This is a genomic window from Pseudanabaena sp. FACHB-1998, assembly GCF_014696355.1.
Lineage (GTDB): Bacteria > Cyanobacteriota > Cyanobacteriia > Pseudanabaenales > Pseudanabaenaceae > Pseudanabaena.
Window position 1 is genome coordinate 109,212 of the sequence record NZ_JACJQA010000028.1, and the last position, 19,002, is coordinate 128,213.

Genomic DNA, 19,002 nt, shown 5'->3' on the forward strand with positions numbered 1-19,002 from the left:
TGCGGCGCTTTGCTTCGCACCACTAATCTTTGATTGCAAAGGGAATAAAACTTTACTGGATAATATAGCAACGTACAAAACGATTGGTGGGGCTTCGTGCCACCAGTCGGAATAATATGAAAAAGTCAGTTAAGGTTAAACCTAATTCTAAAAAGCAAGCAATTATTGAAGAATCTGATGGTAGCCTAACAGTGCATTTAAAATCCCCACCTGTTGATGGCAAAGCCAATAAAGAATTAATTGAATTATTAGCAAAAAAGTTTGACGTACCAAAATCTCATATTACGATTCTGGTCGGTTTCACAGGACGAAATAAGTTAGTTAATGTTGACGATTATGATTAATTAACGACCTTATATAATTCAAAAAAGTGACGAATAATAAGCGATGGATGGCTTTGCCACCCATCGCTTATTATTTCAAAGAAAAAATGGCATAGCCATTCCTTCATTTAAAAAATCTTACTAGATTTGTTTTTTAAATCACAAAAGTGTTGGCACACTTTCGTGATTTGGTCTTATTCACGGGGGAGAGAGTAAGATAGTTTCAACAAATTTCTTTTTATATCTTAAATTAATATCGAGCTAATCTGAATTAACATAAAGATGAAGAAGTTTAGATCTCCGAATAATTAAGATAAAAACCATGAATTCGCCAGTCCATAACATCTTGGTCGTTGATGATGAACCTAATAACTTTGATGTTATTGAAACTTTTTTGTCCGATCAAGACTATGAGCTTTATTATGCTTCCAATGGAGAATCAGCCCTCGCTTCTATTGAAGCAATCAATCCGAGTATTATTTTGTTAGACGTAATGATGCCCGGCATGGATGGAATAGAACTATGTCGGAAAATTAAAGCGATGCCTCAATGGCTAAGTGTACCCATAATCATGGTGACTGCTCTTAATAGTAAGGAAGACTTAGCGAGATGTCTTAATTCTGGGGCAGATGACTTTGTGACCAAGCCTGTCAATAGTACGGAACTGAGAGCAAGAGTGCGATCGATGATACGCCTTAAGCAACAGTACGACAGTATTAAAAATCTCTCTAAGATGCAAAATCACACCATTGAGATATTGCAAAATAGCCTTGGTGAATTAAGCGGAAACCTAGTTTCGACCCTTCCCCATGAACTTAATACACCTCTAAATGGAATTATCGGTTCTATTGATATTCTCCTTGAGGAATGTGAAACAATGACAAGAGAGGAACTTAAGGAATTTCTTTGGCTTGCTAAAGAATCTGCTAAAAGGTTAGAAAAATTAACTCGTAAATTTTTAAATTATGCCTATTTAGAAATATCTCCTCATCAAGTTTCTTATAATAAACCGCAATATCCACTAGAGCCAATATGCGATCGCCTATTTATTCTGAGCATTGCTCAGGAACAGGCTAAAAAAGATGGTCGTATCGAAGATTTGATTTGTGAACTAACGCAGGAAAAGGTCGCCGTAAGTGAGCATGATATGAAGCTGATTCTTTGCGAACTCTTAGAAAATGCTTTTAAGGTCTCAAAATTAGGTACTCCTGTTAAATTAACTAGTCATAGGGTGGATGGGAAAATACATTTTGCGATCGCTGATCAAGGGTGGGGAATGACAGAGGAACAGATTTCTAAAGTTGGTGCATTCGTGCAATTTGAGCGTAAGCAACATGAGCAGCAGGGGGCAGAACTAGGACTAAAAATTGTGACTAAGCTTGTGGAGAAATATGGTGGTGAGTTCTCAATTGCAAGTATTTATAAACAAGAAACTACGGTTAGTTGGAAGTTACCCTGCAAAGACTCTCATTTACCGTGCTAACGAATCATCCTCCCTTCCCACCCAAGAATTAGCTATGCGGCGCTTCGCGCCGCATAGCTAATTCTTGGGTTTTAATGTCTATTTTTAGACTGGGAAGAGAGCAAGAAATTTTTTGAAAGACTTACTTTGCAAGCCTTTTAAAAAATTTCTTGATTTTGGTTTGAGCGCAAAGCGTTGTAAGATGCCAGATGAGTTTTATAAATAAAAAATAATGGTATAAACAATGTCTGATAGCTCGACCCAATTGAAAAGACTGGTAATTGCTAGCGGTAATGCTGGGAAAATAAAAGAATTCCGATCCTATCTAGCAGATTTAGGCGTAGATCTGATCGCCAAACCAGATGATATTGATGTAGAAGAAACTGGCTCAACCTTTATAGAAAATGCTCATTTGAAAGCTTCTCAAGTAGCGATCGCTACTCAAGAATGGTCGATCGCCGACGACTCGGGCTTAGAGATAATGGCGCTCAATGGCGCACCGGGAGTAATGTCCGCCCGATATGCTGAGACAGATCAAACTCGTATCAATCGAGTTTTGCAAGAATTGACGGATGCGGATAATCGCGAAGCTCAATTTGTCTGTGCGATCGCGATCGCTTCCCCCGATGGGGCGATCGCTGCCGATGCGATCGGAATTTGCAAAGGCGAAATTTGCGAATCTCCAAGGGGTGAGGGTGGCTTTGGCTACGATCCCATTTTTTTAGTAACCGAACTTCAGCAAACCTTTGGCGAAATTTTGCCAGAAGTGAAAGCTAAAATTAGCCATCGAGCCAAGGCTCTAGCAATTCTCCGCTCTAAGCTAGAAACATTGGTTGAATCACATTATTCCGCGTAATGATATCAATCAATTCCTGCTTGACTTCTTCCATTTCATCATTGGCAATTTGACAAGTACCCGCATTAACATGTCCCCCTCCTTCGTACCTCAACATCAATTCCCCCACATTGACAGGACAGGTACGATTGAGAACGGATTTGCCCACCGCAAATACCGTGTTTTGTTTCTGCCTTCCCCACATAATATGCATGGAGATATTACATTCAGGATATAAGGCATAGACCATAAACCGATTTCCTGCGTAAATGGTTGACTCATTTTGCAAATTCACGATAACCAGTTTGTCATGCACTTCCGCGCAGTTTTGGATTTGTCGCTTAAAGATTTCCTGTTGCATCAAATAAAGTTCTACCCGTTCTTTAACATTGGGAAGTTCCATAATTTCCTCAATGGAATTAGTACGGCAAGCCTCTACTAACTCCATCATTAAAGCGTAATTAGAGATAGTAAATTCTCGAAATCTGCCTAATCCTGTGCGAGAATCCATTAAGAAACTCAACAATACCCAATCTTTGGGATGCAGAACATCATCAATATCAAATTGGGCTGAGTCGCATTTGTCCACCGCTTGCATCATTGCTTGCGAAATATGCGGAAACTTTAATTTGCCACCATAGTAGTTATAGACAACTCTGGCAGCGGAAGGGGCTTCCCCTTCAATAATATGATTTTCGGGAGTGTCATAAACCCGCATCGTTTCACTCATATGGTGATCGAAAACGAGGTAGGCTCCTTCGGTATAAGGCAAGTTGGTCAAAATATCGCGATCGCAGACCTCTACCTTGCCATCCTGCACATCTTTGGGATGGACAAATAGGATTTCGTCGATCATGTCTAATTCTTTAAGCAATACTGCGCTGACAACACCATCAAAATCGCTACGGGTGATCAATCGATATTTTTTTGTTGCGGCTGACATAAAATGATGCCCTTTATTGCAGATATTACATTCTGCCAATAACTATAGCGGTTTTCAGTAAATTTCCAACAGAGATATACGCCTTTGGGGCAATTTATCGTAGCTCAAAACTCAAAAGCTAAGTGCCAACACTTCGCGCTGTCACTTGGCTTTTGGGCTTTATAGGTTCATCAAAGTTGACGTTACTTAAAAGCTAATTTTTTATTAAAATCAATAACGCCCTTTCCTGAAGCCTACAGCAATTACCGAGCAATCGAATCACAAGATATTTTTTGAAAGTGTTGCAAAGCAACACTTTCAAAAAATATCTTGGTTTGGATTTGAGCGCAAAGCACTGTAAGTCAAGAAAACTGATGAAAGTCTGGCAAATCTATGCTTTCATCGGTTTTCTTGATTTGGGTTTCCAGAGAAAGTGTTTTATGTCCTGATAAACTTGGCGATAGAGATATCCTCAATCACCAGCAATAAAAATTTAGATTATGTTCCAGCCCCAAGCAGAAATCATCGCTGATAGCGTCAATTTAGCGGGCGATCGCTTGACAACTTTTGTCTTGACCTATCACCGCATGATTCACTCAGAATTTATGACGCATCGAATGCTTAGCAAAAACAGCAGCAGCAGTCGCGCTATTCCTGTCGAAAAAATGATCAAACTTGTCGAAAGTCAGGAAGTTTATCCATTACATTGGGGCAAAAATCAAAAGGGCATGTCCGCCCAAGCGGAAGTTAGTGAAGCGGATATGCAAGCTGCATCTGAAGTCTGGCAACAAGCCAAAAACGATGCCATCCGTCATGCAAGGCGACTAGTAGAAATTGGAATTCATAAGCAGGTGGTCAATCGTTTGCTTGAACCATTTTCCACAATTACCGTAATTTGTTCAGGAACAGAGTTTCAAAACTTTTTCAATCAGCGCTGTCATCCAGACGCGCAGCCAGAAATTCAAGCCCTCGCCAATAAAATGAAGTCTGCCTATGATAGGAGTAAGCCCCAGCAGTTAGCCAATGGAAAATGGCATTTGCCCCTAATTAAGCAAGATGACATGGATGAAATCAGTGATATTAATGAATTAATTAAAGTTGCGGTGGGTCGCTGTGCGCGAGTTAGTTATCTCAATCATGATGGGGTCAGGAGTTTGGCGGATGATGTAAAATTGCACGATCGCCTCTTAACTTCTAAGCCTGCTCATCTCTCTCCCTTTGAGCATGTAGCGATCGCTCTTGCAGATTCTGAAAAACGCGCCAATTTCACAGGTTTTCAGTCCTATCGTTTTGATATAGAACGAAATATTCAATAAAAAAAGCGGTGCAATGCACCGCTTTTTTGTCAGTCATTTAAGATTTGGTTTTCTCAAGTACAAAGTTACTAAGCGATCGCTGGATTGATACAATCGGAATTTGGGAAATTGCTTCCGTTGCAAAGGCATAGGTAAGCAGATTCGCCGCACTTTCAGCGTCAATCGCCCGACTTTGGAGATAGAAGATTTCTTCAGCATCCAATTGGCTAACCGTTGCACCGTGAGCACATTTGACATTATCCGCAAAAATCTCTAACTGCGGTTTAGTATCCACTCGCGCCTTACCCGATAGCAACAGATTGCGGCTTAGCTGTGCGGAATCTGTTTGTTGAGCCAGCTTCGCAACTTGAATTTTGCCATTAAAAACCGCATGGGAACGTCCATCGGCAATGCATTTATGCAGTTGCTTGCTCGATCCGTGCGGATAGTTGTGAGAGATTACAGAATGAGTATCGGCAAGCTGTTCTCCATCAAGAAAGGCTAGCCCTGTGAGCGAAGTCTCCGTTTGTGCTGCCATCTGTTGCACAATCAAGTTCTGACGCGAAATTTTTGCGCCAAAGCTAATTGATTGATTTTTATAGACGCTATTCTTGGCTTGAGCGATCGCGGTGGTATTGATATGAATTGATTCATTGCCTTGTCTTTGCACCTTCGTATGATTGACCTGAGCGCCTTCCGCTAGCCAAACTTCTGTCACCGAATTAGTGAAATAGACTTGTTGATTCTCACCAACAAAGGTTTGCACAAAGGTCAAATCACTGTGGGATTCAGCGATTACCAAACAACGAGGCTGGGTAATTAAAGTTGATTCTCCTAATTGGGGAGCAGAAATAAAGATCAATTGCACAGGATTATCAACCACCAGATTTTTAGGGGCGAGAATAATGGCGACATCTTCCATACAAGCCGTGTTGAGACTCGCAAAATAATCATTAGCATCGGGATGCTGTGCGAGGTGCGAGCGCAACTTCGGCAAAATGCGATCACCAAGGGTGGTTAGTGTACCAATAACCAAGCCTTCAGTTACATCGCTAGCATCTGATAAATCTTTGCGATACTTTCCATTGACAAATACCAGACAATTCCCTAAAGATTCTGGGGCGATATTATTGGCAATTAAGGCTTCAAGATTAGCACTACGGGAAGCGATCGCTTGTTGATTAGCAAAAGTCAAACTCCCCAAAGCTGAAACATCAGTATATTTCCATTCTTCATCTTTTGTGGTGGGAAAAGCAAGGGTTTCTAGGCGATCGCTAGCCAATTGACGCAGTTTGCCCACAAAATCACTAGTCTCCTTGTCAGGACTAGCAATATCGGAACTTAGCTCCACAACTTGACTTGTAAATTGTTCGCTATTTACAGCCAACTTACTGCGCGTACTTAACGCACCCTTAAATTCTGCTTGATCTTCCAATTGTTCAGAAACTTGTATAGCCATTATGCCAACACCGCCTCTTCTTCTTTGAGCCAGTCATAGCCCTTCTCTTCTAGCTCTAGCGCTAAGTCTTTATCACCAGTCAAGATGATCTTGCCATTTTCCATAACATGAATGAAGTCAGGAATAATATAATTGAGCAAGCGCTGATAGTGGGTAATTACTAGTGAAGAATTATGAGGTGTGGAAAGCTTATTTACACCACCCGCCACAATCCGCAATGCATCAATATCTAGCCCTGAATCAGTCTCATCCAGAATCGCTAAAGTGGGGTCAAGAATTGCCATTTGCAAAATTTCATTGCGTTTCTTTTCGCCACCCGAAAATCCTTCGTTGACACTACGACTCAAAAAGCTAGGATTCATTTCTACGATTTCCAACTTTTCTTGAATAAAGTCATCAAAATCAATAATATCTAACTCTTCTAAGCCCTTATGCTTTCGCAAATTGTTATAGGACAAACGTAAGAAATCAGAATTAGTTACCCCTGGAATTTCCAGTGGATATTGAAAAGCTAAAAATATTCCTTCTCTAGATCTAATTTCAGGTTCTAAATCTAAGAGATTTTTGCCCTTATACCAAATCTCACCACCTGTGACGGTATAGGAAGGATGTCCCGCTAATACTTTGGAGAAGGTGCTTTTACCCGAGCCATTTGGTCCCATAATCGCATGAACTTCACCAGCTTTAATTTCGAGATTTAGTCCTTTAAGAATCTCAACTCCACCAACTTCCGCAGTCAAATCCTTGACCGATAAAATCACTTCACTATTTTCAACAATCATCTATGTTTCTCTTAACAGTTAACTTCAATTGTAATGCTTTTCGTTCCAGATAAATACGTTAGAACACTTTAATTCAAGTTATTCCACTCATCAATCGTGATTTCTCTACCTAAGATATTTTCAATTTCCTTTATCATCATTTTTAGCTGTGGAACGGAATATTCTAAATTTGAGGGGATTGTGAGCCGACATTGTTTATAAATCATAAATTGATGTCTTGTACCAGAAAATACGCCTTCAAATTCAAGTTTTTGTAGCTTTCGGATAAATTCTTTACGCTTACATGGCGCTAATCGACTCACTTTTTAGCTCCTGATTTAGATCAATCCCACTAATGATCGGTAAATGATGACCTAGCTTTAAACCTAAAAATAACCAGTCTTCAAATACAGATTGCACTTCATATTCGCATTCTCGTAAGGTTTCGCCAAAAGCAATTACACCATGACAATTTGGAATACGTCCAACAAACGAGTTATCCTCTAGCTTATCGTATGTTGCTTGTCTGAGAGCTTGCTCTACATAATCACTAAGAATAAATTTAACCGCCATATCAAACACCTGTATATTCTCGTTTAAATTGTTGTTAATAAATGCATAGCGCGTTTCAAGATCTCCGATTGATTCACCATTTTACCAAGGGCGATCGCATCATAAGCACCGCCAAAAGTTTCTAGTCGAGCATTGTCTAAAGCGCGATCATATGCTTCTTCGAGAATTTCTTGCAATTCGCGATCACTTAAATAATTACCGCCAGCCTTCCGTCGTTTGTTTGTGCGTTGGATTGAGAATATAGAATTACGGATTGATACATCCCAAGAACTGGTAGAACGCTTTTCAGCAGACTGCTTGATAAGATGTAGTAAAAGAATCACAGCATAACTTTGGATTTTATTAATCTTGTCGTCTTTGCTCATCTCTTCTAGCTCATCGATCAGCATCAGAGCAGATTGGGTATCTCCTCTCTGAATTAGCGATCGCAGTTCTATGAGTTCTTCCATAATTCTGTAATTCACAAATAGAGTTGACGCAAAGCGTCAACTCTATTTTAACCCACACTATTCTCTAACTTCAAAGCCAAGAGCTTGTCTGCTTCAACTGCAAATTCCATCGGCAAAGCGTTGAATACTTCCTTACAGAAGCCGCTAATAATCATTGAAACCGCATCTTCTACAGCGATACCGCGTTGTTGGAAATAGAAGAGTTGTTCTTCGCCAATCTTAGAAGTTGAGGCTTCATGCTCAACCCTTGCCGTATTATTTTGGACTTGGATATAGGGGAAAGTATTCGCCTGTGAGCAATCACCGATTAGCATTGAGTCGCATTGAGAATAATTTCTTGCGCCTTCTGCTTTTGGTGAAATCTTCACTAAGCCGCGATAGCTATTTTGGGAACCACCAGCGGAAATACCCTTAGAAACGATCTTGCTGCGGGTGTTTTTGCCGATATGCACCATTTTTGAGCCTGTATCAGCCTGTTGCTTGTTGTTAGTCAAAGCAACCGAGTAAAACTCACCAACGGAATTTTCACCGACTAATACACAACTAGGATATTTCCAAGTAATTGCCGAACCAGTTTCTACTTGCGTCCAAGAGATTTTCGAGTTTTTGCCTTGGCATAAACCACGCTTAGTTACAAAGTTATAAATACCGCCTTTGCCATTCTTATCGCCAGCGTACCAGTTCTGCACAGTGGAATATTTTACTTCCGCGTCATCGAGGGTGACGATTTCGACAACTGCGGCGTGAAGTTGATTAGTATCAAACATCGGCGCAGTACAGCCTTCAAGATAGCTAACATAAGCTCCTTCTTCGGCAACGATCAGGGTGCGCTCAAACTGTCCAGAGTCACCATTGTTAATGCGGAAATAGGTGGACAAATCCATTGGACATTTCACGCCTTTGGGGATGTAGACGAAGGAACCATCGCTAAATACGGCGGCGTTTAGTGCTGAGAAGTAGTTGTCAGCGATCGGGACAACGCTACCCAAATATTTTTTGATTAGTTCGGGATACTCATGCATCGCTTCCGAGATCGAGCAGAAAATTACGCCGACTTTGGCTAAATCTTTTTTAAAGGTAGTGGCGACAGAAACGCTGTCAAAAATTGCGTCAACGGCAACATTAGCGAGACGTTTTTGTTCATTTAGAGAAATACCTAACTTCTCGAAGGTGTCCAGCAATTCGGGATCGACCTCATCGAGGCTTGCTTTTTTCTTGGACTGCTTAGGTGCAGAATAGTAAACGATATCTTGATAATTGATCGCAGGATAATCCACATGCGCCCAAGTCGGTTCTTGCATCTTTAACCATTGTCGATACGCTTTGAGACGAAATTCCAGCATGTATTCTGGCTCATTTTTCTTAGCCGAAATCATGCGGACGACATCTTCGCTAAGCCCGCGAGGAATCGTGTCCGACTCAATGGACGTAACAAATCCGTATTTGTATGGTTGGTTGACAAGTGCTTGAACCGTTGCAGTCATGTCAGTTAAGGCTCCTAGTGATTAACTTTTGAATATTTTTTATGCAAAGCATAAGAAATGTTCTTACTAAAACAACTTGCTTGTTTCTTTACTCATTGTACGGTACATTAGCAACATACAAGTTGTCAAAGTCAATTTTTTTATAAACTTACAACTTCGGCACATAACCATGGTCATTAACATCAAGCAAAACCCAAGAGAAAATTGCGATGCGAAGCATCGCAATTTTCTCTTGGGTTTTGCTTATATGACCAACTGCTCGAATTGCCATCAGGAGCTTATTTCATGAAAACTCCCATCGGCGTTGCTGAGATGATTACGCCAAACTTAAAGCTAGATCCTGAAGATCATCAGTTAGACAAAAGCGTAGATAAAAGCGATGCCAAGCCTGAAACTAAACATGACACTAAGCAAGATATTTTGCAGCATTTGCTAAAGCGCGGCGAAGTGACCGCCCAAGATTTGGCAGATCGGCTAGATATTAGTCCCCAAGCAATTCGGAAGCATTTAAAAGATTTAGAAGCTGAGGGGCTGATTTACCACACTGCTGAGCAAATGGGCATGGGTCGTCCTCAATTTATTTATGCTCTAACGGTGGCGGGACGCGATCGCTTTCCTGATAGTTATAATCAATTTGCCGTAAATTTCTTAGATACGCTGATCGATACCTTAGGCAAAGAGCAAGTATCTGAGGTGTTGCAAAAGCAATGGCAACGCAAAGCCCAAAATTATAAATCGCAACTTGGAAGAGGTTCGCTAAAACAAAGACTAGAGAAATTAGCTGAGCTCCGCCGTTCCGAAGGTTATGTAACGGAATGGTTTCCTGTAGAAGGAAAAAATCAAAGCTTTATTTTTACAGAATATAATTGCGCGATCGCCCATGTGGCGGAATCTTTTCCTAGTGTTTGTGGGCATGAATTAGAAATGTTTGCGACGGTACTAGATTGTCCAGTGGAGCGAACTCACTGGATGGTTGATGGCGAACATCGTTGTGGATATTTAATTCGAGAGCAAGGTGTTAGCTGTTAGCGGATAACTTCACAAATAGAGATGATTTCGATTAGCATAGATATTAGTAGTTATGGTTTACAGAGAATGTGACATTTTGCGTCATATTCTTTAACCCTAGTAGTTTTGAGATAAATCAAGGAAAAAATATGAGTTTAACTTTAACCAGAGATAATGTTGAGAATGTTCTCGATGAATTGCGTCCCTATTTGATGTCTGATGGAGGCAATGTGGAACTTGTGGAAATCGAAGGACCAATTGTGAGATTACGTTTGCAAGGTGCTTGTGGTTCTTGTCCTAGTTCAGCAATGACTCTCAGAATGGGTATTGAGCGCAAGTTAAAAGAAGAGATTCCTGAAATTGATGAAATCGAACAGGTTTTCTAAAAATCGCCATTGGGATAAAAAAGCTGGGCTTTGCCCAGCTTTTTTATGGATATTTTTTTTGAATCATCGCAAATAGTTCTTGTATTTTTCTAAATTGATCCTCTACATCATCCCATTTGTGATTTATCTCGCTATTCTCTAAGTCATTGGCGATCGCTGCCATAGAAAGGATACCTAAGTTGCTAGCCGAACCTTTAATGAAATGAGCGACACGTTTAATCTCTACCCAGTTTTGAGAGGCGATCGCTTGTTGGAGTTGTTCTAAACTCTCGACAGTTGCGCTACAAAAAGTTTGGAGAAGTTCAGTTTTAAATTCTTCACTACCATCAGCAATTTCATCTATATATGTCCAGTCGATGAGGGGCACATCTATTTCTAGACATTTGTTATCAGCATTATCTTGACCTACTGACTCATGGGACATATCCGCAGTAACTACAGCTTCACTAGTATCAATGAGTTCTCTCTCAATTTGAAGTTTTAGCTCCCATTCTAATAACTTTTGGGCAAGATCGTCTTTGCGAATTGGTTTACTAAGGTAATCATCCATACCACAATTGATACAGCGATCGCGATCCTCTTTCATCGCATTGGCAGTCATGGCAATGATAGTGATTTTCGACTTATCCGAAGGTTGATTGCGTATGGCAATAGTCGTCTCATAGCCATCTAGCTCTGGCATCTGACAATCCATCAAAATAATGTCGTAATCAATGCACTCTAGTAACTGGAGAACTTCTTTCCCATTGCCCGCCACATCCGCCTCATAACCAATGCTGCGTAATTGATGCAGAGCTACTTTTTGATTAATCGGACTATCTTCCGCAATTAAAATTTTGAGTTTAGAAGTTTTAATTCCTTGAATAGCAGTTCCCCTAGCCTTTTTATTTCTATCATTGTTAAAGGTTTCATATTCTAGATCTCCACGGGCATTGGCAATTACAGACATCAAGGTGTCTAGTAATCGAGACTGTTTGATCGGCTTGACTAGATATTCATCAAAGCCTATCTCCTTAATTTTATTTACTCCATTGCTTTGATTGAGGGATGTTAACATGATCAACTTAGTGGAACTCAATCTCACATCCGCCTTAATTTGAATACCTAAATTTTCTCCATCCAAATCTGGCATTTGCATATCCAAGATGGCTAACTCATAGGCATCACCCTCATCGACTGCTTTTTGCATTACCGAAAGAGCGTCAGACGAATGTTGGATTGCATCCACGCGCATCTGCCAAGCTGTCAATTGATAGGTCAAAATTTTGCAATTAGTTTCGTTGTCATCAACAACTAATACGCGAATATCTTTGAGATTAATTTCACGGCGAGGTCGGAGATTGGCGATCGCGCTAAGAGATGGCTTAGTAAAAGGAATTAGGAACCAAAAATGCGATCCCTTCCCTACTTCGCTATCAATACCAAACTTGCCCCCCATTAAATCAATAATTTGTTTGCAAATAGCTAAACCTAAGCCCGTACCGCCATATTTGCGTGTAGTTGAAGCATCCACCTGTGTAAATGGCTGAAACAGCTTACTTTGGGATTCTATCGGAATCCCGATGCCTGTATCAATAACCCTAAATTCAAGGTTTACACTGGAGTCAGTTTCTGATTTCAAAGAAACCTTCACGACTACTTCTCCCTTCTCAGTAAATTTAATGGCATTACTTACTAGATTGGTCAATATTTGTCTTAATCGCGACACATCTCCACATAGGTAGTTAGGAACATCATGATGAACTAGGGAAGCGAGTTCTAATCCTTTAGATTGAGCAAGCATCGCTAGCAGATCTATAACTTCCTCAACGCAGGTATTTAGCTCAAAGTTAATTTCTTCTAATTCCATTTCATTCGCTTCAAGCTTAGAGAAATCAAGAATTTCGTTAATTAAAGTCAGTAAATTCTCGCCACTAATCCGAATCGTCTCTACAAAGTCTCTCTGTACTGGCGAAAGCTGAGTATCCGCGAGTAACCCTGTCATGCCTAAAACTGCATTCATTGGCGTGCGGATTTCATGGCTCATGGTTGCCAAGAATGAGCTTTTCATCTTCGTCGCAGTTTCCGCTTCACGGCGTGCTTCTTCTAGTTCAATGTTTTGTAATGAAAGCTGCTTGCGTTGATAGGTTTCTTGCTCTAAGAGTGAGGCTTGATAGAGGGCAATTCCAAATTGTGAAGCTAATTCACTCAGAAAATCTATTTCAAAATTTCGCCAATGCCGAACATCACTGCATTGATGAGCTATGAGTAAGCCCCAGAGGCGATCGCTTTCGAGAATAGGAACTACTAAATTGGCTTTGACCTGAAGATCTGCCATCAGTTCTTTATAACATACTGGAGAATTAGAGTTAGCAATATCATCATTAATAATCTTTTTACCTTGACGATAGGCTTGCCACAAACCATTACGGAAACAGAGGTCTTTAACATTCGCATCTAATAGGGATAGCCAAGGAGAAGTAACGGATTCAGCGACCACTTTACCCTCCCATTCTCCATTAAATTGATAAAAAACAACCCGATCGGCTTTTAAAAATTTACTTACTTCCGATACGGTTGTATTTAATATTTCATTAATATTAAGAGATTGCCGAATACGGAGGGTAACTTGAGAAGCTACGAGCGATCGCCAGTTTTGGAGGCGAACTTCTTCCTCAACTTGCCTGCGATCGGTAATATCAGAGCCAGTAATAATGATAAATTCCGCTTTTTTATCTGCATTTAATAAGGTTGTACTAGACCACGAAATTAAATGTTTTTGACCATTTTTGCTTAGCCAATAGTTTTCTTGATGATTAGATAGGGTTTTATTTGCGGATTCCTCTAATATCTGACAAACAGATTGAATGTCGTCAGGCAGTAAAAAAATCTTCCAGAAAATTTGATCTATTACTTCTTCATAGGAATAGCCCGTTATCTGTTCGCACTCACGATTTAAACGTACGATCTTTCCCTGTGGATTAATTACAACTACTAATGCGCCTACCGTATCCAAAACAGCGATCGTAAAATCTCTTTCTTTTTTGAGGACATGTTCTAGTTGGCGACGGGTATCAATTTCACGATAGACATAATAAAACACTAGCCCTAACACTCCTAAGGCAAGAGCTAGAGTGATGATCGAATATTCTATGGATTGATTGATTAAAGCTTGTCTTCTATTAAGCCAATTTATTAGATTGTTTTTTTCAATTTCAATTAATTCTTCAGAACGTAGTTCTGAAATATTTAATAATCTGGCACTATCATCTTGAATTTTTTTCTGAGTTGCTTTAATACCAGCAGCTTTATATAGCGCCACAAGTTGTAGAGAATTGTCTGTTTCTTTGGCTATGTATTTAATTAAAAATTTCTTGGCTTCAATATATTGACCAAATTCTTTTTTGGCATCAACCTTTAAGTTATTGGGTGTTTCCGTCTGTTTTAATGTTTGGATATCCTGATCCAGTTGCAACATTAATATTTCAAATTTTTCGAGCTTTTCTTCACTATTGGTGAAGATATATTCCATCACCGTAGCTTTTAAATCACGAAGATGATTAAGAGGACGATTAATTTTTTCTAGGATTTCCTGTTGACGCAAAAAAGCAACATTAGTCTCTTGTAATTTAGTTAAATTTAGGTAAGAAATACCACCTAACGCAACAATCATGGTGGCAGTAATCCCTGTCCATAAAGCAATTTTTGTTAAAAACCTACTCCTTTTTTCTCTAGAACTTGATAATAGTGATAAACGCCCAATTTTAGTGATACTTCTTCTTGTTGCCAGAATATATCGAACCTGACCAGCTAAAGATTTCAAGGCAACAATCTGCTCTTGGCTAAGCTCTCTGGGCTTATGATCAATTACACATAGAGTGCCGATGGGAAACCCTTCAGAAGTTTTAATGGGAACTCCTGCATAAAAGCGAATGTGCGGTGCGCCTGTAACTAATGGATTATCGCTAAATCTCTCATCGGTTAAGGTATCAGGGATTATAAAAATACCGTCTTGAAGAATTGCATGGGCGCAAAAAGCTATTTTCTTAGGAGTTTCTAACGCCGTGATTCCCACCTTTGATTTAAACCATTGCCGTTCTTTGTCTATTAAGCTCACTAATGCGATCGGGGTCTGACAAATTTGAGCAGCCAATTGAGTAATATCATCAAAACCTTTCTCTGGCTTAGTATCGAGAATATTGCACTGATGTAGAGCGGCGACTCTTTCCAGTTCGTTTATAGGCTCTTTTGCAGGAATCATTTAAATAAATTAAGAGTTAATCAATCATTGGTTGAATAGAAGTCTAAAACTAAATCCGTCAGTATTTTAACGTATGTCTATTTTGAAAATTTCTAGTAAATATTCATAACAGAAAGAGATCAAAAATTCCACCTAAAGCCCCTTTTCCCCGTTAAGTTGATTTAATTGTTACGAAAACAGAAAATTTTATCAAAAAGACTTATTAACTTTAGAGGACTAATAATCAACTATAACTTGTTTAAATAATTCCTATCGTTTATAGCTACCTCTAATATAGCAATTGATTAACTTTTCATCGATCTTTTTTGAAGAAGTGTTGCGATCGCCGCCTCAATCGGTATTCCTTAGCAGTACAATGACGATCGCTCTTTCTATGTTTTAAGCATAAATACTCTCTTGATTTCACTCGAAGCCGTCACCAAGATTTACCATCAACCTTTGCTATCTCTTATATTTGAGGCGCAATCTGTCCATCGTCATCATCATCAAACCGATGCCGTCCAGATGTGTACCCTCTCTAATATTAAGTCAGGTCGTTGTCCCGAAGATTGCAAGTACTGCCCCCAAAGTGCGCGTTATCCCACGGAGGTGGAGTCCTATCCTCTATTGCCTTTAGAGGAAGTAATTAGTCAAGCTCAGGATGCAAAAGAACATGGGGCAACTCGTTTTTGTATGGGTGCGGCTTGGCGTAATGCGCCAGATGGGGAAGACTTTGAGCGAGTATTGCAGATGGTAGAAGCGGTCGCGGGCATGGGTATGGAAGCCTGTGTGACTATGGGAATGTTGCGCCCCGATCAGGCTCAACGCTTAGCAAAGGCAGGCTTAACTGCTTATAATCATAATCTTGATACTTCTGAAAAGTTTTATCCTGAGATTATTACGACCCGCACCTATCGCGATCGCCTTGAGACAATTCAGCATGTTGCCAATGCGGGGATTCAGGTTTGCTGTGGTGGCATTGTCGGCATGGGGGAAACTGATAGCGATCGCCTTGAGCTTTTGCATACCCTCGCGAATCTTTCGCCCCAGCCTGAGTCAGTGCCGATCAATGCGTTGTCCCCTGTGCAAGGAACGCCCTTGGGGGATGTGGAGCCAATTGATCCTTTAGTGCTAGTGCGAATGGTAGCAACTGCTCGGATTTTGATGCCCAAGGCGATCGTCAGGCTTTCCGCAGGACGCGATCGCCTCAGTGTATCTGATCAAGCGCTTTGTTTCCTTGCAGGCGCAAATTCGATCTTCTCCAGCGAGAAGTTATTAACTACGGCAAATCCCGATTGGCAAGATGATGCAAAAATGTTTCATCAGTTAGGGATTAAACCTAAAGAATTTGCCTAAAAACAAAAATAGGGTGCGGCGCGAAGCGCTGCACCCTATTTGCATAAAAAAGAAAGAGCGCTTAGCGCTCTTTCTTTTTTATGCAAATTCAGGTCTACCCTGTGACATGAAATGCTTTTGTGAACTCATTTCAGGTTCATCATCTTTGGGAATCCTTTGAATGTAGGTTCCATCTGCTTTGAGATCCCAAGCTTGGCGATTATCCGCAAGGACAATTTCGAGAATTTGTTTAAGTTCTTGAATGAGAATTGTATCTTCAATGGGCGTAATCACCTCCACACGGGCATCAAGATTGCGTGGCATCCAGTCGGCACTGCCGATATAGACTTGCTCCTGACCACCATTGCTAAAATAGAAAATTCGAGAATGTTCTAAAAAGCGTCCGATCACACTAATTACGCGAATGCGTTCGCTTAAGCCCTTCACCTTAGGACGGATGCAACAAATACCGCGAATAATGAGATCAACATTTACGCCTACCTGTGAAGCTTCATACAAAGCCGTAATAATTTCGGGATCGACTAGGGAATTCATCTTCGCGATGATGTACGAAGGATATCCTTTCTTCTGGTGTTCGATTTCGCGATGAATCAATTGCAAAAAGCGATCGCGCATATTTACAGGCGCAACTAACAGCTTCCGATAATCACGTTGTCGTGAATAGCCCGTGAGATAATTAAACAAATCCGTTAAATCTGCCCCCAAATCATCAGAACAGCTAAATATACCAAGATCACTGTAAAATCTGGCGGTTTTTGGATTATAGTTACCAGTGCCAATATGCACATAGCGCACAAGGCGATCGCCTTCCTGCCTAACAACCAATGCAGTTTTCGTATGGGTCTTCAGATTTTTCAAGCCATAGACCACATGGACTCCCGCATTTTCGAGCTTTTTCGCCCAGAGAATATTGTTAGCTTCATCAAATCTTGCTTTGAGTTCCACCAATACCGCTACCTGCTTGCCATTTTCCGCAGCACCGATCAGGGCATGAACGATTGGCGAATCTCCCGAAGTACGATACAAAGTCTGCTTGATCGCTAGCACGTTAGGATCGAGAGCTGCCTCTTCAATAAATCGCTGTACCGTAGTCGTAAAGGATTGATAGGGATGATGAACCAGAAAAGCCCCTTCTCGAATGATTTCAAAGATATTACTTTCGCCACTCGTATCCTTCAATCGCGGATGAGTAACCGATTTCCAAGGTTTATCCTGATGTTCGGGCATAGGCAAAAAGGCGATCGCCATCAAATCACCCAAACCAATCAGCCCCGGAATATCATAAACATCCGCTTCTGTAATTCCCAGCTGTTCTATTAACTCTTGCCGAATTTCCGTTGGTATATCATTAGCAATTTCCATTCGTACTACTGAGCCAAATTTTTGCTTCCGCAATTCCTCTTGCAGCGCCGAAATTAGATCATCAGCTTCCTCTTCTTCAATATCCAGTTCTGCATCACGGGTAATCCGAAATGGATAATAACTCATGATTTCCATTCCCGGAAATAAAGCATCAAGATTATGAGCAATGACCTGTTCTAAAGGCACAAAGGTATGATCATCAGTCTCAGGTATTTTCACAAAACGGGGTAAAACACTTGGCACTTTGACCCTTGCAAAATTTTTCTCGCCAGTTTCGCGATCACGGACAATTACGACCAAATTTAAACTGAGATTAGAAATATAGGGAAACGGATGGGCAGGATCAACCGCTAAGGGCGTAAGTACAGGAAACAGCTTTTCTTGGAAATAGGTTTTGAGATAGCGCTGATGTTTCTTGTCAATATCTTTGTAGTCCAGTAGCTTCACACCATTTTTATGCAACTCTTGGCGCAGATTATTCTCAAAAAACTCATGCTCCATCGTCACCAATGGCACTAACGCTTCCCGAATCACCTCTAGCTGCTTTTGGGGAGTCAGCCCATCATCGGTAATGATATCAATCTGTTCTGCGAGTTTTTTCTTCACCCTTGCGATTCTAACCATAAAAAATTCATCAAGGTTAGTACTAAAAATCGCACAAAATTTAGCCCGTTCTAGTAAGGGAGTCCGAGAATCAATTCCTTCGTGTAATACTCTTTTATTGAAGGCAATCCAACTCAATTCACGATTAAAAAAGTACACAGAGCGATCGACTTCAGGTTCAGTATCTTTTTCAATTTGTACTCCCAGAGAGCTTGCCGCCGTCTTTGACTTTTCTGAATTTGCCGAATCTGACGACTCAATTAGTATCTCTGCAACAGATTCGGAGCTTTTATGGGTTAAATCTTTTTTGGTTCTAGTCATAGGAGCAAAACTATAATCTTTCTCAAATTGTTAGTAAATAGCGATCGGATATTTTAGGAATCATCAAAAACTTAGATCTTTTTAAAGATTACAAAAAATATTGCATATCCCTATGTGAGCTTGAACACTATCAGTCTATTATCTCAAATGTATGGCATTCCTAAGAAGGGATAATCTAGGTTTT

General features: G+C 40.4%; 15 protein-coding genes. 7 read left to right on the forward strand and 8 right to left on the reverse strand.

Going from position 1 to position 19,002, the window contains the following annotated elements; all coding sequences use genetic code 11:
* The first annotated feature begins 116 nt into the window (after positions 1-116).
* The 3 genes from H6F42_RS11960 to rdgB all read left to right on the forward strand — a co-directional run bounded on the left by H6F42_RS11960 (position 117) and on the right by rdgB (position 2,641).
* Complete coding sequence (locus tag H6F42_RS11960; protein ID WP_190399593.1) at positions 117-344, forward strand: DUF167 domain-containing protein; 228 nt, start codon at positions 117-119, stop codon at positions 342-344.
* A 301-nt stretch (positions 345-645) separates the two neighbouring features.
* Entirely contained in the window at positions 646-1,806 is a 1,161-nt protein-coding gene (locus H6F42_RS11965; RefSeq protein WP_190399594.1) for a hybrid sensor histidine kinase/response regulator, read from the forward strand.
* A 223-nt stretch (positions 1,807-2,029) separates the two neighbouring features.
* Entirely contained in the window at positions 2,030-2,641 is a 612-nt protein-coding gene (rdgB, locus tag H6F42_RS11970) for an RdgB/HAM1 family non-canonical purine NTP pyrophosphatase (RefSeq protein ID WP_190399595.1), read from the forward strand.
* Here rdgB and H6F42_RS11975 read toward each other — a convergent pair.
* The gene (locus H6F42_RS11975; protein WP_190399596.1) at positions 2,601-3,563 is read right to left on the reverse strand and encodes an exopolyphosphatase; all 963 of its coding nucleotides are present in this window, start codon (positions 3,561-3,563) and stop codon (positions 2,601-2,603) included. The genes rdgB and H6F42_RS11975 overlap by 41 nt on opposite strands.
* A 479-nt stretch (positions 3,564-4,042) precedes the next feature.
* Between H6F42_RS11975 and H6F42_RS11980 the strand changes: the two genes are divergently transcribed.
* A complete protein-coding gene (locus H6F42_RS11980; RefSeq protein WP_190399597.1) occupies positions 4,043-4,858 on the forward strand; it encodes an FAD-dependent thymidylate synthase in 816 nt (271 codons plus the stop codon).
* 37 nt (positions 4,859-4,895) lie between these two features.
* Here H6F42_RS11980 and sufD read toward each other — a convergent pair whose 3' ends face one another.
* The 5 genes from sufD to sufB form a co-directional block, all read right to left on the reverse strand.
* Positions 4,896-6,296: a Fe-S cluster assembly protein SufD gene (gene sufD, locus H6F42_RS11985; RefSeq protein ID WP_190399598.1), complete on the reverse strand. Its 1,401-nt coding sequence runs from the start codon at positions 6,294-6,296 to the stop codon at positions 4,896-4,898.
* The gene (sufC, locus tag H6F42_RS11990; protein WP_190399599.1) at positions 6,296-7,078 is read right to left on the reverse strand and encodes a Fe-S cluster assembly ATPase SufC; all 783 of its coding nucleotides are present in this window, start codon (positions 7,076-7,078) and stop codon (positions 6,296-6,298) included. Before sufC ends, sufD begins: the two co-directional genes overlap by 1 nt.
* A 279-nt stretch (positions 7,079-7,357) precedes the next feature.
* Positions 7,358-7,630, reverse strand: coding sequence for a type II toxin-antitoxin system HicB family antitoxin (locus H6F42_RS11995; protein ID WP_190399600.1), 273 nt, complete (start codon positions 7,628-7,630; stop codon positions 7,358-7,360).
* 23 nt (positions 7,631-7,653) lie between these two features.
* Complete coding sequence (locus tag H6F42_RS12000) at positions 7,654-8,079, reverse strand: DUF29 family protein (RefSeq protein WP_190399601.1); 426 nt, start codon at positions 8,077-8,079, stop codon at positions 7,654-7,656.
* Between the two features lie 47 nt (positions 8,080-8,126).
* Positions 8,127-9,563, reverse strand: a complete 1,437-nt coding sequence (gene sufB, locus H6F42_RS12005; RefSeq protein ID WP_190399602.1) for a Fe-S cluster assembly protein SufB — start codon at positions 9,561-9,563, stop codon at positions 8,127-8,129.
* Positions 9,564-9,848: 285 nt separating this feature from the next.
* On the opposite strand from sufB, the gene sufR reads away from it, so the two are divergent.
* Both sufR and H6F42_RS12015 read left to right on the forward strand, forming a co-directional pair.
* A complete protein-coding gene (gene sufR, locus H6F42_RS12010; protein ID WP_190399603.1) occupies positions 9,849-10,592 on the forward strand; it encodes an iron-sulfur cluster biosynthesis transcriptional regulator SufR in 744 nt (247 codons plus the stop codon).
* 128 nt (positions 10,593-10,720) lie between these two features.
* The gene (locus tag H6F42_RS12015) at positions 10,721-10,957 is read left to right on the forward strand and encodes a NifU family protein (RefSeq protein WP_094536202.1); all 237 of its coding nucleotides are present in this window, start codon (positions 10,721-10,723) and stop codon (positions 10,955-10,957) included.
* Between the two features lie 43 nt (positions 10,958-11,000).
* On the opposite strand, the gene H6F42_RS12020 is transcribed toward H6F42_RS12015, so the two are convergent.
* Positions 11,001-15,197 carry a response regulator gene (locus H6F42_RS12020; RefSeq protein ID WP_190399604.1) on the reverse strand — a complete coding sequence of 1,399 codons (4,197 nt, stop codon included), beginning with the start codon at positions 15,195-15,197 and terminating at the stop codon, positions 11,001-11,003.
* Between the two features lie 396 nt (positions 15,198-15,593).
* On the opposite strand from H6F42_RS12020, the gene bioB reads away from it, so the two are divergent.
* On the forward strand, positions 15,594-16,532 hold the full coding sequence (gene bioB, locus H6F42_RS12025) for a biotin synthase BioB (protein ID WP_190399605.1): 939 nt from the start codon (positions 15,594-15,596) through the stop codon (positions 16,530-16,532).
* A gap of 78 nt (positions 16,533-16,610) precedes the next feature.
* Here bioB and ppk1 read toward each other — a convergent pair whose 3' ends face one another.
* A complete protein-coding gene (ppk1, locus tag H6F42_RS12030) occupies positions 16,611-18,818 on the reverse strand; it encodes a polyphosphate kinase 1 (RefSeq protein WP_190399606.1) in 2,208 nt (735 codons plus the stop codon).
* Positions 18,819-19,002 lie beyond the last annotated feature (184 nt).

Coding starts and splice junctions, on each gene's coding strand:
- sufC (WP_190399599.1), bottom strand. CDS start 7,078: ATGATTGTTGAAAATAGTGAAGTGATTTTATCGGTCAAGGATTTGACT.
- H6F42_RS11965 (WP_190399594.1), top strand. CDS start 646: ATGAATTCGCCAGTCCATAACATCTTGGTCGTTGATGATGAACCTAAT.
- H6F42_RS11975 (WP_190399596.1), bottom strand. CDS start 3,563: ATGTCAGCCGCAACAAAAAAATATCGATTGATCACCCGTAGCGATTTT.
- H6F42_RS12020 (WP_190399604.1), bottom strand. CDS start 15,197: ATGATTCCTGCAAAAGAGCCTATAAACGAACTGGAAAGAGTCGCCGCT.
- H6F42_RS12015 (WP_094536202.1), top strand. CDS start 10,721: ATGAGTTTAACTTTAACCAGAGATAATGTTGAGAATGTTCTCGATGAA.
- rdgB (WP_190399595.1), top strand. CDS start 2,030: ATGTCTGATAGCTCGACCCAATTGAAAAGACTGGTAATTGCTAGCGGT.
- H6F42_RS11995 (WP_190399600.1), bottom strand. CDS start 7,630: ATGGCGGTTAAATTTATTCTTAGTGATTATGTAGAGCAAGCTCTCAGA.
- H6F42_RS12000 (WP_190399601.1), bottom strand. CDS start 8,079: ATGGAAGAACTCATAGAACTGCGATCGCTAATTCAGAGAGGAGATACC.
- H6F42_RS11980 (WP_190399597.1), top strand. CDS start 4,043: ATGTTCCAGCCCCAAGCAGAAATCATCGCTGATAGCGTCAATTTAGCG.
- ppk1 (WP_190399606.1), bottom strand. CDS start 18,818: ATGACTAGAACCAAAAAAGATTTAACCCATAAAAGCTCCGAATCTGTT.
- sufD (WP_190399598.1), bottom strand. CDS start 6,296: ATGGCTATACAAGTTTCTGAACAATTGGAAGATCAAGCAGAATTTAAG.
- H6F42_RS11960 (WP_190399593.1), top strand. CDS start 117: ATGAAAAAGTCAGTTAAGGTTAAACCTAATTCTAAAAAGCAAGCAATT.
- sufB (WP_190399602.1), bottom strand. CDS start 9,563: ATGACTGCAACGGTTCAAGCACTTGTCAACCAACCATACAAATACGGA.
- sufR (WP_190399603.1), top strand. CDS start 9,849: ATGAAAACTCCCATCGGCGTTGCTGAGATGATTACGCCAAACTTAAAG.